The sequence below is a fragment of the Achromobacter sp. SX5 genome, assembly GCF_056711425.1.
This window is the reverse complement of the sequence record NZ_CM160041.1, coordinates 899,463-913,391: the sequence shown is the minus strand read 5'-3', so window position 1 is coordinate 913,391 and position 13,929 is coordinate 899,463. Positions and strand designations below refer to the sequence as shown.

At 57.6% G+C, this 13,929-nt stretch carries 9 protein-coding genes; 1 reads left to right on the top strand and 8 read right to left on the bottom strand.

Going from position 1 to position 13,929, the window contains the following annotated elements; all coding sequences use genetic code 11:
* Positions 1–130: 130 nt before the first annotated feature.
* Positions 131–1,006: an integrase domain-containing protein gene (locus AC1M14_RS04165; protein WP_479731050.1), complete on the top strand. Its 876-nt coding sequence runs from the start codon at positions 131–133 to the stop codon at positions 1,004–1,006.
* On the opposite strand, the gene AC1M14_RS04160 is transcribed toward AC1M14_RS04165, so the two are convergent.
* The 8 genes from AC1M14_RS04160 to ychF all read right to left on the bottom strand — a co-directional run bounded on the left by AC1M14_RS04160 (position 1,001) and on the right by ychF (position 13,920).
* A complete protein-coding gene (locus tag AC1M14_RS04160; RefSeq protein WP_313695852.1) occupies positions 1,001–1,708 on the bottom strand; it encodes a M48 family metallopeptidase in 708 nt (235 codons plus the stop codon). The two genes, AC1M14_RS04165 and AC1M14_RS04160, sit on opposite strands and share 6 nt — an antisense overlap.
* Complete coding sequence (locus AC1M14_RS04155) at positions 1,705–4,968, bottom strand: type I restriction endonuclease subunit R (RefSeq protein WP_479731049.1); 3,264 nt, start codon at positions 4,966–4,968, stop codon at positions 1,705–1,707. The genes AC1M14_RS04160 and AC1M14_RS04155 overlap by 4 nt, the downstream gene beginning before the upstream one ends.
* Positions 4,961–6,139, bottom strand: a complete 1,179-nt coding sequence (locus tag AC1M14_RS04150; RefSeq protein ID WP_479731048.1) for a DUF4268 domain-containing protein — start codon at positions 6,137–6,139, stop codon at positions 4,961–4,963. The genes AC1M14_RS04155 and AC1M14_RS04150 overlap by 8 nt, the downstream gene beginning before the upstream one ends.
* Positions 6,132–7,403 carry a restriction endonuclease subunit S gene (locus tag AC1M14_RS04145; RefSeq protein WP_479731047.1) on the bottom strand — a complete coding sequence of 424 codons (1,272 nt, stop codon included), beginning with the start codon at positions 7,401–7,403 and terminating at the stop codon, positions 6,132–6,134. Before AC1M14_RS04145 ends, AC1M14_RS04150 begins: the two co-directional genes overlap by 8 nt.
* Positions 7,396–9,933, bottom strand: coding sequence for a type I restriction-modification system subunit M (locus AC1M14_RS04140; RefSeq protein ID WP_479731046.1), 2,538 nt, complete (start codon positions 9,931–9,933; stop codon positions 7,396–7,398). The genes AC1M14_RS04145 and AC1M14_RS04140 overlap by 8 nt, the downstream gene beginning before the upstream one ends.
* Before the next feature lie 95 nt (positions 9,934–10,028).
* Positions 10,029–11,075, bottom strand: a complete 1,047-nt coding sequence (locus tag AC1M14_RS04135; protein ID WP_479731045.1) for a Fic family protein — start codon at positions 11,073–11,075, stop codon at positions 10,029–10,031.
* Positions 11,076–11,420: 345 nt separating this feature from the next.
* Entirely contained in the window at positions 11,421–12,632 is a 1,212-nt protein-coding gene (locus AC1M14_RS04130) for a tyrosine-type recombinase/integrase (RefSeq protein WP_479731044.1), read from the bottom strand.
* A 196-nt stretch (positions 12,633–12,828) separates the two neighbouring features.
* Positions 12,829–13,920, bottom strand: a complete 1,092-nt coding sequence (ychF, locus tag AC1M14_RS04125) for a redox-regulated ATPase YchF (protein WP_102773991.1) — start codon at positions 13,918–13,920, stop codon at positions 12,829–12,831.
* Positions 13,921–13,929: the final 9 nt, after the last annotated feature.

Genomic DNA, 13,929 nt, shown 5'->3' with positions numbered 1-13,929 from the left:
TTCGAGGCTCTGGTGTCTCCTGAACACCATGCCCTTGCCCTCACGGGATCTCGCCTTGGCGAGCTGGCACCAACACTAACCATTGAGTTTCAGGACAACGCAGCACGGCGCTTTGCTTGGAGGCCGGAAGATGGACGACTTGACCTACACCCTGCGGCAGCTTTGCCAGCGCAACCGTGACGGCAGCTACACCACGCAGGCCGACCGGATGCGCTCGCTGTCGCTAGCCGCGCGGCAACTGCGCGCGGCCGGTTTTCGGCAGATGAAGGCATCGTCGCTCAAGGGCAAGCACGTCCAGGCGTTGCTGGACCGCTGGCAAGGCGAAGGCTTGTCGTCTGGCACCATCAAGAATCGGCTCTCTCACCTGCGCTGGTGGGCCGAGAAAATCGGCAGGCCCGGCATCTTGCCAGCAGATAACACGCAGCTTGGCGTGGCCGAGCGTCGCTATGTGACCAATATCAGCAAGGCCCAGGAACTGGGCACAGGTCTTGAACAGATCACCGATGCCCACGTGCGCATGAGCCTTCAGCTACAGGCCGCCTTCGGATTGCGTCGGGAGGAAGCGATCAAGTTCCAGCCCAGTTATGCGGATCGGGGTGACCACATTGCCCTCAAAGGATCGTGGACGAAGGGCGGGCGTGAACGCGTTGTGCCCATCACCACCGCAGAGCAGCGTGACGCGCTCCACGCAGCACACCGCCTAGCGGGCACAGGATCACTGATCCCGGCAAACAAAACCTACATCCAGCAGCGGCACGTCTACGATGGTCAGTGCAAGGCGGCGGGGCTGAGCAATATGCATGGGCTGCGGCATCAATATGCACAAATGCGATATGAAACACTGACGGGGTGGAAGTCACCGGCAGCAGGCGGGCCGACCGCAGTCCCTTACTCTGCACAACAACAAACATTAGATCAATGCGTCCGGCAATTGATCAGCTTAGAGTTAGGACACAAAAGAGCATCTATCACTGCCATTTACCTCGGACGCTGCTCCTTCTTATAAATCCAAACTAGCTCCATATCGTCTAAGCCACGCCTTACGTTCCATCCAATCCGGAAGAATCTTGTCAACCTCGTTCCAAAAAGCTTCACTGTGATCACGATGGTGGAAGTGACACAGCTCATGCACCACGATGTAGTCAATGATCTTGGGAGGTGCCATCATGCACTTCCAGTGGAAGTTGAGCGTGCCGCCATGCCCGCAACTGGCCCAGCGATAGCCAGTATCCCGCACCTTGATGACTGTCGCCTCGACGCCCACCTTGGGGGCGAATTGCTCTACCCGGTTTGTGAATCTTTCTTGGCCTTTGTCGATATAGAAACATTCGAAAGCGGACCTGGCTGCATCCGTACCCCCCAGTTCGATCAGCTCACGGCTCAGGTGGAATCGCCCATCCCTCAACTTCAGAACTTCGGTCTGCCCTGATACCAACGCGAGCCGGTAAGCACTGCCCAAGTAGAGAAAGGTTTCACCGCTGACCCACTCCCGTGTCACAGCCGTAGCGTTCAAATCCCGCCATTCGGCCAGGTTGCGGTAGATCCACAGCCGCTTGCTTTCCACCACGGCATCCACTTGCTCGGGCGCGTAATGCACAGGTGGACGAACCACGATCTGGCCATTGCGCTCGATCACGATATCGGTAGTTTTGCGCTGACTGCCGGGTAGCAATTGGTACTCAATGTCTCTAATACGTCGGGACATCATCGCTGCTGCTCCTTGTCCAAACCCTTGAGCAGCTCCTCATGACGGTTTTTGGCCAGCTTCATGATCTCCACAGCCACCCGCTCGCGGTGCTGTTTCAGCGCCGGGATGCCGGTCAGTGTCAATGCCGTTTTGATTTCACTGCGGGTGCGTTTCTGCTTGTCGCTGTTGCTCCAGAAGTCGATGCTGCCGATGCTGTGCTGCAGCGTTTCGACGATCGCCTCCATCAGCAACTTCATCTTAGGCCTCGCTTCCGCCGGAACTTCGCCGCCGAAAGTCTCGTTGGCGATGTGCTCATAAAACGTGGTGGCTTCTCGGCTCATGCCAGCTTCACCCTGCTGCCGCCCTTCCACCGCAACCTTGCGTAGTTTCTCCAGTTCCTCGGCCAACAGATCCCACTGACCTTGGTACCGGTCCAGCAACTGCTCAACCTTCTCCGACAAGCTCCGGTAGAACGCTGGATCCTCGTCATGATGCACGGTGCAGTGCTTGCGGATGGCATGTTCCATTTCGCTGGCCTTGGCCTCCGGATTGCCTCCGGCATGCTCATTCAGCCGCTCCAGAAAGTCCTCGGACAACAATTCCACCGGCGGCACCTTGGGATTGATGCCCAAGCTGATCAGGTGTTCGTTGATCAGATCGCGCACCTTTTGGCCTGCATCGCCCAGATCCAGGCTATCGTCCTTGTAACGTTCCTTGGCAACCTGCTGAAGATAGCCCAGGCGCTTGGCCGGAACCCGGTAGGGCTGCCCCGAAGCGTGCGGCAGAATGATGTCCAGGCTGCTGAGGAATTTCTTCAGATACACGTCGAAATCGGCCCGCAGTTTCTCGTCCTTGAGCAGGCTCACCGCCTCATGAACCACTGCCGCATCGGCTTCCAGCGTTGGCAAGCGGCCTTCCACGAAGTCCTGTACCTGTCGCACCTTGTGCTCGGCGAACAGGTTCAGCAAACGCTGGTAGCGCTCCTGCAGTACCGGCACCTCGGAATTGATGTTCTTGAGGCCGCTCACTAATTCTTGTTGCTCGTCGGTCGCCGCATACAGGGTCAACGCCTCAGTCAGGTGGTGGGTCAAACCGATGTAGTCCACCACATAGCCGCGCTGCTTTCCCTTCTTGACCCGGTTGGTGCGCGCGATAGCCTGCAGCAGTGTGTGCTCGCGGATACGCTTGTCCAGATACATGACCTGCTCGATAGGCGCATCGAATCCGGTAAGCAGCATGTCGCATACCACCAGAAAAGCGATGCCGCTGTAGGGTTGGTCAGGGTCGTCAAAGGCGAAGGGCTTGCAGAAGTTCTCGACCGCGTTCCAAGCACGCGATTGTTTGCGCGCTTCGGTCACATAAGCAGCCTCGTTGGTGCCGTCGCTGGAAATCACCACCGCCGCCTTCAGAAAGGCCACCCTCCTGATCAGCTCCCGGTCCGGCTCTGCCTCGGCCTCCAGAGTTACCACCGTGTCCGCCAGCGCCTGATGGATGGCGCGCTGGTAGCGCACGGCCGCCAACTTGGAATGGCACACTACCTGCGCCTTGAATCCATTGGGAAAGATATGCTCCAGGTAATGCCGGACCATGTCCTTGGCAATTGCCTCGATCCGCCGTTCTGCTTCCAGAATGTCCCCAGTGGCCCCGTACTTCTTGCGAATCGCAAGCAGTTCCTCTTCCGATCGGTCCTTGAACAGATTCTCGAAACGGGTCTCGAACCCTTGCTTGTCGTTCAGAGCAGCATCGGCCGTACGCCCTTCATAAAGAATCTGCAGCGTGGTGCCATCTTCCACCGCGTCCATCAACTTGTACTGGTCAATGTACTCACCGAAGCGTTTGACAGTGCGCTTCTCGCCGTGGCGCTCTGTGATCAGCGGCGTGCCGGTAAAGGCGATCCGGGCGGCGTTAGGAAAGGCCTCGAAAATGTTTTCGCCCAGGTCCGAGCCTTGCGTGCGGTGCGCCTCGTCGATCATAAGCAGGATGCGTGGTGACGCGTTCACCACACCGAAACTGTCCTTGCCCGGCATCGCCAGGTAGGTGCCCAGTGCTTCCGCCACCACCAGGGGCAAGCTTTGCTCAGCCAGCAAAAACTTGTGTGCCATCACCATGTTGATGTCGGAGGCATCGGCAGACAGATCGCGGCGCAATTGTTGACGGTTCTCGATCACATTGACGCGGCCGCCGATTAAAGTGGCGGTTTCGGCCAGTTGATCTTCCAAATCTACCCGGTCGTTGATCAGTACGATCTTGTAATCGTGCAGATCCTTGGATGCACGCAGCATCCGCGCGACAAACACCATGGTCAAGCTCTTGCCCGAGCCTTGGGTATGCCACACCACGCCACTGCGTTCTTCCACCGTGCGTCCGTGGCGCAGGCGCGCCACGATCTTGTTGGCAGCGCGGAACTGCTGGTAGCGGCAAACCACCTTGATGCGCGGCCCACCGTCGGTATCCATGAACACCGAGCACGTGCGCAGGATGCTCAACAGATTGGCCTTGCTCAGCATGCCATTGATCAAATGCTGTTGCGGATTCATCCCCTGAGCTGTGGCATCGTCGGCGGGCCACTGGGTTTTCCAGGGATAGAAATGCTCTTCGCCGGAGGTGATGGTGCCGTAATCTGCCTCGAGGCCGCCAGCACGGATCAGCAGCAGATTGCTATGGAACAGTCGCGGTTCGCCTTCCTTCAGTCCGGCCCGCACAGTCTCCTGACGCCGATTCATGTAGCGCTGGAACTGGACGAACGCCTCGGCCATGGGATTTGCACAGGTGGGGCCGCCCTTCTTGCACTCCACCACGACCAGCGGAATGCCGTTGACGAATAGCACGAGGTCCAGAATGATGAACTGCTTGACGCAACCGGGCGTATCCAGACGGAACTGATTGATGGCCAGAAAATGATTGTTCTCTGGTGTCTGGAAGTCGATCAGCCGCACGACCGGGTCCTGCTCGCCAGTCTGCTCGTTCACATCCACTTGAGCCTTGATCAGTAACTTCTGCACTGCCTCGTTGGCTTCCAGCAGCGTCCTGTTGGGCTGGCGCAGGATCTGCTCCTGCAGTTCGCTCAACTGCTTTTCAGTCAACCAAGTATCACCCTCCGTACCGGGGTTCAGCGCCGCGATCGCCTTGGCGAACACATCAGGCAGCAGCCACTGGCGAAAGCTGGCGCGCAGGCTCCTGGTTGGATCGGCAGGAATGTCCGGCCCTTGGTCGATCACCTCCCAACCCAGCGATTGCAACCGCTGCAGGAAGGGCTGTTCGACCTCCGTGTATTCAGACATCGGTCGGCTCCAACGTGTTGCTGTGCAGTCTGATCTGCGGCCGGATGCCTTTCAGCGGCTCACGCATCGTCTGTTCCAGGCGAGTCATGTGCGTGACCAACCACTGGATCATGTCCGACCAGTTGTCCCTGTTGTAGCCATCCACCGGCTTGCTGTACTGGATGCGGCAGGACTTCTTCTCCGGCAGAGGCAACCACTCCAGCGCCGCACCAAAGCGCGCCTCGATGTCGGCTTTCTGCTGATTGAGCCGGTCAAAGATGAAGCGATTTTCATCGGCGCTACGTCGGCCAATATTCAATTCCACCCGAATCTCCTGCTTGCCGAAGATCAGTGAATACGGCACGGCTGAAATTCCCGAACCGGCTGAGAGCCAGTGATCCCGCGACGGGCTGATGTTGTTGTACAGCGTGCAGGCGCTTTGATTGAACACCTCCAGCGTCTGCTCCCAGAACTCCATGCGCAGGCGGTGACGTTGCTTCTGTTCCTGGTCGGCGCTCTTTTCCTCTGCCTCCTTGGCGGCCATGCCGATCATGAAATCGGACGACTCGGGCGTCGGAATGATCTGTTCCACGTTGAGGAACAATTCGGAGCCGGCCTGATAGGGCGTGACCTTGAAGCATTGGCAGGCGATGCCGAACTGGCTGAGCCACAGCACCGTGCTGGTCACCTCCTTGCGGTAGTGGGCAGCTACCAGCATCAGCCGCTGGCTGCCCATGCGGTTCAGTTGCACCGCATCCAGATCGTCCACCTCAAGAAATTCGATCAACCTGTCCTCGGCGCGCGCCGGCGCCTCGTTTGTCTGCTGCGCCTTCTGATTCAGATAACGCTGATAGATATCCACGACTTGCGGCTTGCTGAGGCTGGCGCAGTAGCTGGCGTATTTCAGCGCCTGCCACACCACGTCCCGGCCAGTATCGTCCAGCTTGTTCTCGATAATCACCAGATTGCCTTCCTTATCGAGGGCAAGAAGATCCAGACGCTCACGGGTGTCGTCGAAGCCGTCGAATTCCTTCTGAATGATCAGTAGCTCCTCGCCTTCGTCCTGGGCCAACGCCTGCGGGCAATGCTCCAGCCATTCCTGCAGGTGCTTGCGTTCAGCAAAACCCAGTTCGCCGAAGCGTTTAGCTTGGATGGGAACAATGCGATTCTGTGCTGGGTCGATCTTAAACATGGGTGGACTCGGGACATGCGTCTGACTCAAGCTTAAATGGAGATTCGCCAGCAAGTAAATCGTGCATTAAACCATACCGTTGTTGGCGTAGATTATCAATATATTTCACCTCTTGATCGATTAATCGTTGGTAATAATTTACAGGTAAATATATTGCTTTCTGTTCATCTAAGGACGGAACAAAACAAACGAAGTTTCGAATATCTCCCTGCGATATATTTCTTTGCCCACTACTTCCGTTCATGGTTTTTCTTATCTGATGTTTAATTCCATTGGAGTGCATCAACATTCCCAAGAACTCCTTAGACATTACTCCTTCATCTGGCACCAACCGAAGCAACTTATCTGACAGCATTAGTTTCTCCTGCGTATCTGTAACCTGAACGCATTCCCCGACAAGCTCAGCCACTCCATTAGCACGTGTCATGATTACGTCGCCTGCCTTAACCTCCAATGCGAATCTAGGATATAACGTATCAGGCAAAGTCTTGGATTGCAGGCAGTCAAAGTACCCTCTAGTTACAGCGCTAACTTTCAGAACCCCCCATTCCCCAACACTAGGTGGTCGCTCAATGCAATCGGGACTCCAACCCGATTCTATTTTTAACAAAATCTCGCCCAATTTCTTGGGCGACCATTCTTTGGGAACCCATCCAACCGGAGTATTTTGATAAAGCTCTGGCGCTTGCTTATAAGAAGGACGCAACTTTTTATTAGGACCGATACCACGAGTAAAGAGATCGCACATCAAGCCTGACTTGATTTTTTGATACTTCTTTATCAATGATGTCGTTTTCTCGATGGCACGATCAGATGCCTTCAATATAGATACAATCCTTTCCTGCACCCTCTCTTCTGTTGGATACGTTAATCGGAGAATCCGGCCAATATCTTTAGGAACATGAGGGACACCAGTACCTGTTCTATGATTCTGAATCCACTCAAAATTCTTCAAAAGCAGATAATAAAGAAGTCGGCTATTGACTATTCCATTTGAGGAGAGCTTCGCAACAGTTGAAGAAACTACACCCGAGAGGCCAGTACCACAAAGACCACTTCTTTCCCCGTCCCAAAGCATTAGTACATCTTTCTCTGTCGCCATAACTGCTAGCGCAGTATCAGCGTAACCGTCTGATGCACCAGACAAAGCGCCAGCGCCCAAGTACTCTTGGTATCCTTGTTCTTGGAATGGACTGGTTTCTACCTTCCTACCCTTGTAGAAAGATACCAGTTCGGACAGTGAGCGCGTATTCCACTCACTCATATCCCAACTCCGCTAGAAATGCCTGCAATTCTCGCGAAGCAGCATCCCGCTGCGCTTTGATCTCGTGTGCCGTCACTGCATACTTGCTCCACAGATTCTCGACTGCCTTTATGCAGGCCCGCTGCTCGGTACGCAGATAGCCTTGGTAAATCGTCATCGACAGATTCTCCAGCCGCCCGATGATGGCCCTACGCGCTTCATCCACCGAGATTTTCTTGCGGGCGCTCTCAACTAACTCATCACGTTTGCCATTGATGGCCTTGAGCGTCTTCTTCAACGCCTTGGCCTCATCCTCCAGCACTTTGTGACGCGCCAATTGCATCTCAATACGCGCGGCTTGTTGCCGATAGTCCTCGGCATTGCCCAGACCAGGATCGCGCTTGCATAGCCGGGCCATGCCCTTAGCTTCTTTAAGCTGTGCCTTGAGCGCCTTGACCTGGTCGGAGCCCATCACGCCAGTGTCGTCACCGTCCTCGAAATCTTCCTCGTCAGCGGTTGCGAACAGCGCATGCAGTTCGGCCAGCCGGACCTGGGCACGCTCCTGTTCCTGTAGCACCTCGGGAAACTGGCTTTGCAGGATATCGTCGTCCGGAATCAGCTCTGGCCCCCAGCCACTGGCGGCAATAGATTTGAAATCAGCCTTCAGCCGATCAACATAAGCAGCAAAAGCGCCACGCACTTGAAAGGGAGTCAACAGATTCTGACCGGCAAATGCCTCCTCGATGCTGCGCATCAGTTCGCTGCGCATCACATACACATTGCGCGGCCGAGCCTGCTGGTTGCCGGCATCGGGCGCCAGGGCTTCGACAATGGGCTGGTTGGCCTGCCACCAGGTTTGCAGCGCCTGCATGAAATGGTAGTTGGCGGTCCGCACGCCATCATGACTATTGATAAATGCGGCGATATCGCGCTTGTCCGTCAATGCCGGGGCGAAGTCCCGATACAGGTCATCCCGGGCGACAAAAAGCGCATCCTTCAAACCAGCATAGTTGTCCCAGTAATGCGCCAGGCTGTCGATTTCCGCCACTGGCACCCCGCCATGCAGATGAGCGCGCACGTCATGGGGCTCGGGTAGCGGCGCATTATCCACATATCGGCGGATATTGCAGTTGTAGTCCTCGCCACGAATCTCGGCCACCGGCACCGGGCGAGCATAGCCGTCAACGGCCTCACCTCGGCGATAGGCATTGATGATTTTGTCGATGTCTTCCGGACGCAGATGATTCTGCGCCTTGCCCTCGCGATACTCCCGGTCGGCATTGATGAACAGCACGCTATCCCGTTGGCCGGCACCCGCTTTGTTGAGCACCAGGATGCAGGCCGGAATACCGGTGCCGTAGAACAGGTTGCTCGGCAGCCCGATGACCGCCTCCAGATAGCCGTGGTCGATGAAGTACTTGCGCGCTTCGCGCTCCTCGCCGCCACGAAACAACACCCCGTGCGGCATCACGGTGGCCAGCCGGCCGTCGTGCTTGAGCACGGCCAGCATGTGTTGCACGAACATCAGATCGGCTTTCTTGCCCTTTTCCGGCATCATCACCGGAAAACGGCCAGGAAACTTGAGGTCCTTGCGGATGTAGTTCTGGCTGAAGGGCGGATTGGCCACCACCCGATTGAAACGCTTGAGTTCGTTGTTCTCGTCCAGGTGCTGGGGTTCGCGGATCGTGTCCTCTTGGCGGATGTCGGCGTGAGAAATGCCGTGCAGCAGCATGTTCATCTTGCAGATGGACCACGTAGTGCCGATCTTCTCCTGGCCGTTGAGCGACAGTTCGCTGGCATCGCCACCTTTCTCACGCAGGTAGTCGCGCATCTGGATTAGCATACCGCCCGAGCCGACGGTGGGATCATAGATACTCATGCCCTCGGCGGGATCGCATATTTCCACGCACAACCGCACCACTTCCGCCGGCGTATAGAACTCGCCGGCTTTCTTGCCAGCGGAATCAGCAAAGTATTTGATCAGCCACTCATAGGCGGCCCCTAGCAGGTCGGGAAACTCGAAATCCTCGTCGCGCAGCGGAATTTTTTCGAAGTTCTGCACGAAATCGGCCAGGGTGTCGTCGTCCAGGGTCCGCTGGCCGATCTTGCGGTTGAAGTTGATGCCACTGAGCACATCCTGCAGGGCGTCCAGATTAGCCTCTTCGATGGCCGCCAGCGCCTTGTTGAGGGTGGTGCCGACGTTTTCCTTGACGTGCTTCAAGGCCGGGCGCTGCACCTGCTTCTTGACCCCGTTCTCTACCACGTCCTCCACCCAGGGCTCATTCCAGCGCGCACGCGGCGGGACATAAAAGTACTTGCCCGAATAGTGATCCGGGTCTTCCAACTCGACGGCGATATCAGTCTCCGCCATGCCTTGGGCCTTGAGCTGCTTACGCAGTTCCTCCCGGCGCTGGTCGAACAGGTCGCTGGCACGCTTGAGAAACAGCATGCCGAAAATGTATTCCTTGTATTCGCTCGCATCCATGCTGCCGCGCAAATCGTCGCAAGCACGCAGGAGCAGGGTTTCCAGATGGGAAAGGGTCAGTTTCATTCAAGTTCTCTTGGGTCTTACGTCCCGGCTTACTCGGCCAGGGACACGCTCATCTTTCAGTTCGTTCTCAATATTCGTCTGGTGTTTTAGACTGTTCAACCCAGCCGGTACCATTTCGCGCCGCGCCCCTTGCCGGTCGGCGCGATCAAGTTCTCTGATTTCATCGCCCGCAACACCAGCCGCACCATGTCCCGGCTCACGCCCGGACAAGCTTCCTCGATTTCCGAGATCGAAAACGGCAAAGTACGACCCAAGGCTTCCGCGCGCACCCGATCACCCTTGCTGCCACGTCCCCGCTCGATGGTGCCGACACGCTCCTCGAACTCACGGTAGGCCCGCAGCAAAGCACCCCAGAAATAGTCGAGCCAGGGTTTGACATCATGCTGCCCCTGATGCCAGCCCCGCGAGCTGGCTTCCAGCGTCTCGTAATAGCCTTCCTTGGTATCTTCGAAGATGCGTTCTAGGCTGATGTAGCGACCCACTGCATAGTCGAAGTGGTAGAGCAGCAGCAGGGTCAACAAGCGGGACATGCGACCGTTGCCATCCGGGAAAGGGTGGCTGCACAGGAAGTCGAGCATCGCCAGCGGCGCCAGCACCAGCGGATCGGCCAGATGCTGGTCCAGCGCGGTCGCGTAGCGCCCTGTTAGATCAGCCATGGCCATCGGCGTGAGATGCGAAGCCACCGGCTGGAAGCGCAGACGCGAAGTGCCATCCGGGTGACGCTCGACGATGTCGTTATTGGTGGCCTTCCAGCGTCCACCCGCCTGCGGCATGTAGCGGTACAGCAGGGTATGTAATTGCAGCACAACACCCTCGCTGAAGGGCATGTGCGCGGCGGACTCGTGGATCAGTGCCAGAGCATCACGGTAGCCGGCGATCTCCTGTTCGGAGCGGCTCTTTGGCGTTGCGTTGCGGATGACCAGAGACTTCAACCGCGAGGGTGCGACGACAACGCCTTCCAGCCGGTTAGACGACTCGGTGGACTCCACCACCGCAATCTGGCGCAGGCCCTTGAGGGCTTCGGGCGACTGCGCGGCGTAGAGTTGCTGCTTACCCTGGTACTCGCCCAGTGTGCGCAACGTGGCGGCCTGAGTGCCATCGAAGCGAAGCGCGGCAAGGTACTCGGGTGTGAGCGAGTGCATGGAAATGTAAGCCCAGGCTGTCTAAATGGAGTAATCATAGCCTTTAAATGGGGCATTGTCTCTAGAAATACCTCATTAATAGTGTTTGACTACCCCATTTCCTGAACGTAGGCCCGGTCGTGAGGGGCCGACAAAGCTGACCAGGAAGGAAACGGGCAGCACAATACCAAAAATAGGGCAATAAATTATAAATTACCCTATTTACTTCATTGTTTACCCCATTCCCGGCCCAACCTGGGGCAAAGGCAAACAGCAAGGGAATGGCACTCAAGGGACAACGGCCCTATCCAGAAAAGGAAAAGGCCGCCCTGTCCATTGGTTCTGCAACACCCAGCCAACTCTTCCCTATGCCGTGCCGCTGCCCTCCGCAGCACTCAGGTAGTCTGCCCAGTCCTGCAACAGCGTCCTTCTCTGATCCAGCAACAACGCCTTGTTGTACGTCGCCCGCACCTTGTTGCTTTCCACGTGAGCAAGCTGCCGCTCAATCGCATCAGGCCGGTACCCGTTCTCGTTGGCCCAGGTTGAAAAGGTCGTCCGCCAGCAATGCGGCGTCGTGCCCCGGCCCAGGTTCATATCGCGCATCGCGTAGGTGAGTCGGTTGGGCGTGGTGAATCCCTTGCCGCTCCGGTGTGGGAACAGATAGCGGCCACCGCCCGTGATGCACTGCAAATCCTTCAGCACGGTAATGGCCTGCACAGACAGCGGACTGACATGGTCGCGCCGCACCTTCATCTTCGCCGCAGGCCGACGCCACAGTGCATCCTCAAAGTCGAACTCGTCCCACTCGGCATCCGCCGCTTCCCCTGGACGGCAGGCGGTCAGAGCAATCAACCGCAGGCACAGCGAAGTCTCCGGATAGCCCCGGTAGCCACGCAACTCCTGATAGAACTTCTGGATTTGCTCTCGCGTCATCGCCGCCTTGCTCTCGCTGAACGGCACGCGCAGCAGCCCACGCAGACTGGGAATCGGGTTTGCCTCGACCAGCCCCCGCACCACTGCGAACTCAAAGATCGCCGACAGATCGCCTTTAACGTGAATCGCCGCCCAGGCTCCGTGGGACTTGCATTCCTCCAGCAGCGGGCGAATCTGCTTGACGCCAATGTCGCTCATCGGCATCCCATCAAACTTGGGCGACAGGTACTTCCTGACGCGGGATTCTTTCGTGCGGTAGGAACTGAGCGCAAAGACAGGCTTGATCTCCGCCAGGTAAGCCTGCGCCACCTTGGCGAACGAGCTTTCCTTTGCGCGCTTGCGTTCCTCTAGCACTTCCAAGTTGCGCTGCTTGACCTGCTGCCGCTCATGCGCAGGGTGGATACCTTGCTTGACCAAGGCACGCGCTTTCTCGCGGGCAGCGCGCGCCTCCGCAAGGCTTACCTTGGGAAAGCCGCCAATGGCAAAGAGGTTCTCCTTGCCTTGCAGGCGGTACTTCCACCGCCAGAGTTTGCCGCCGGCAGGCTTGACCAGAAGGAACAAGCCCCCGCCGTCTGATAGTTTCCAGTCTCGATCAGTCGATTTAGCCGACCTGACCTTGAGGTCGGTGAGTAGGTTTTCGGGCATCGTTGGACTCCACTGCGGGGAGATGTACCCCCACGGTTGAACACGAGTACCCCCAACGCTACCCCCGAATTTTTCAGACCTCGATGAACAATAGGAACGCTCAGTAGACCGTATTGTTTTTGCAACCCATTGATTTCAAATGGGCCAACCCGTCCACCAAGTGCTACTGAGCGCCACCGAGATCCGACAAAAATCGTCAGACGTTAAACAAGAAATTCATCACATCCCCATCCTGGACGATGTATTCCTTGCCTTCCGCGCGCATCTTGCCCGCTTCCTTGGCGCCCTGCTCGCCCTTGTAGGCAATGTAGTCTTCATACGAAATCGTCTGGGCGCGGATGAAGCCGCGTTCGAAGTCCGTGTGGATGACGCCGGCGGCCTGGGGCGCGGTGGCGCCGATCGGCACGGTCCAGGCGCGCACTTCCTTCACGCCGGCGGTGAAGTAGGTTTGCAGGCCCAGCAGCTTGAAGGCGGCGCGGATGAGGCGGTTCAGGCCCGGTTCTTCCATGCCCATGTCGGACAGGAAGGCCTGGCGGTCGGCGTCGTCGAGGTCGACGATTTCGGACTCGATGGCGGCGCAGATGGCGACCACGGGCGCGTTGCGCGCGGCGGCGAATTCGGTCAGGCGGTCGAGCAGCGGGTTGTTCTCGAAGCCGTCGTCGGCGACGTTGCCCACGTACATGGCGCGCTTGGCGGTGATGAAGCAGAGCTGGGCGATGTCGGCCTTTTCTTCGGTGGACAGGTCGAGCGCGCGGATGGGCTTGGCTTCGTTCAGCTGGGCCACGCACTTTTCCAGCACGGCGACGATGCGCTGCGATTCCTTGTCGCCGGAGCGGGCGGTCTTCTGGTGGCGCTGCAGGGCCTTTTCGGCGGTCTGCAGGTCGGCCAGGGCCAGTTCGGTTTCGATGACTTCGATGTCGGCGATGGGGTCGACCTTGCCGGCGACGTGGATCACGTTGGGATCTTCGAAGCAACGCACGACGTTGACGATGGCGTCGGTTTCGCGGATGTGCGAGAGGAACTGGTTGCCCAGGCCCTCGCCCTTGCTGGCGCCGGCGACCAGGCCGGCGATGTCGACGAATTCGACGGTGGCCGACAGGATGCGCTCGGGCTTGACGATTTCAGCCAGCTTCTGCAGGCGCGGATCCGGCACTTCCACCACGCCGACGTTGGGCTCGATGGTGCAGAACGGGTAGTTCTCGGCGGCGATGCCGGCGCGGGTCAGAGCGTTGAAGAGTGTCGATTTGCCGACGTTGGGCAGGCCGACGATGCCGCATTGCAGAGCCATGGGAATCCT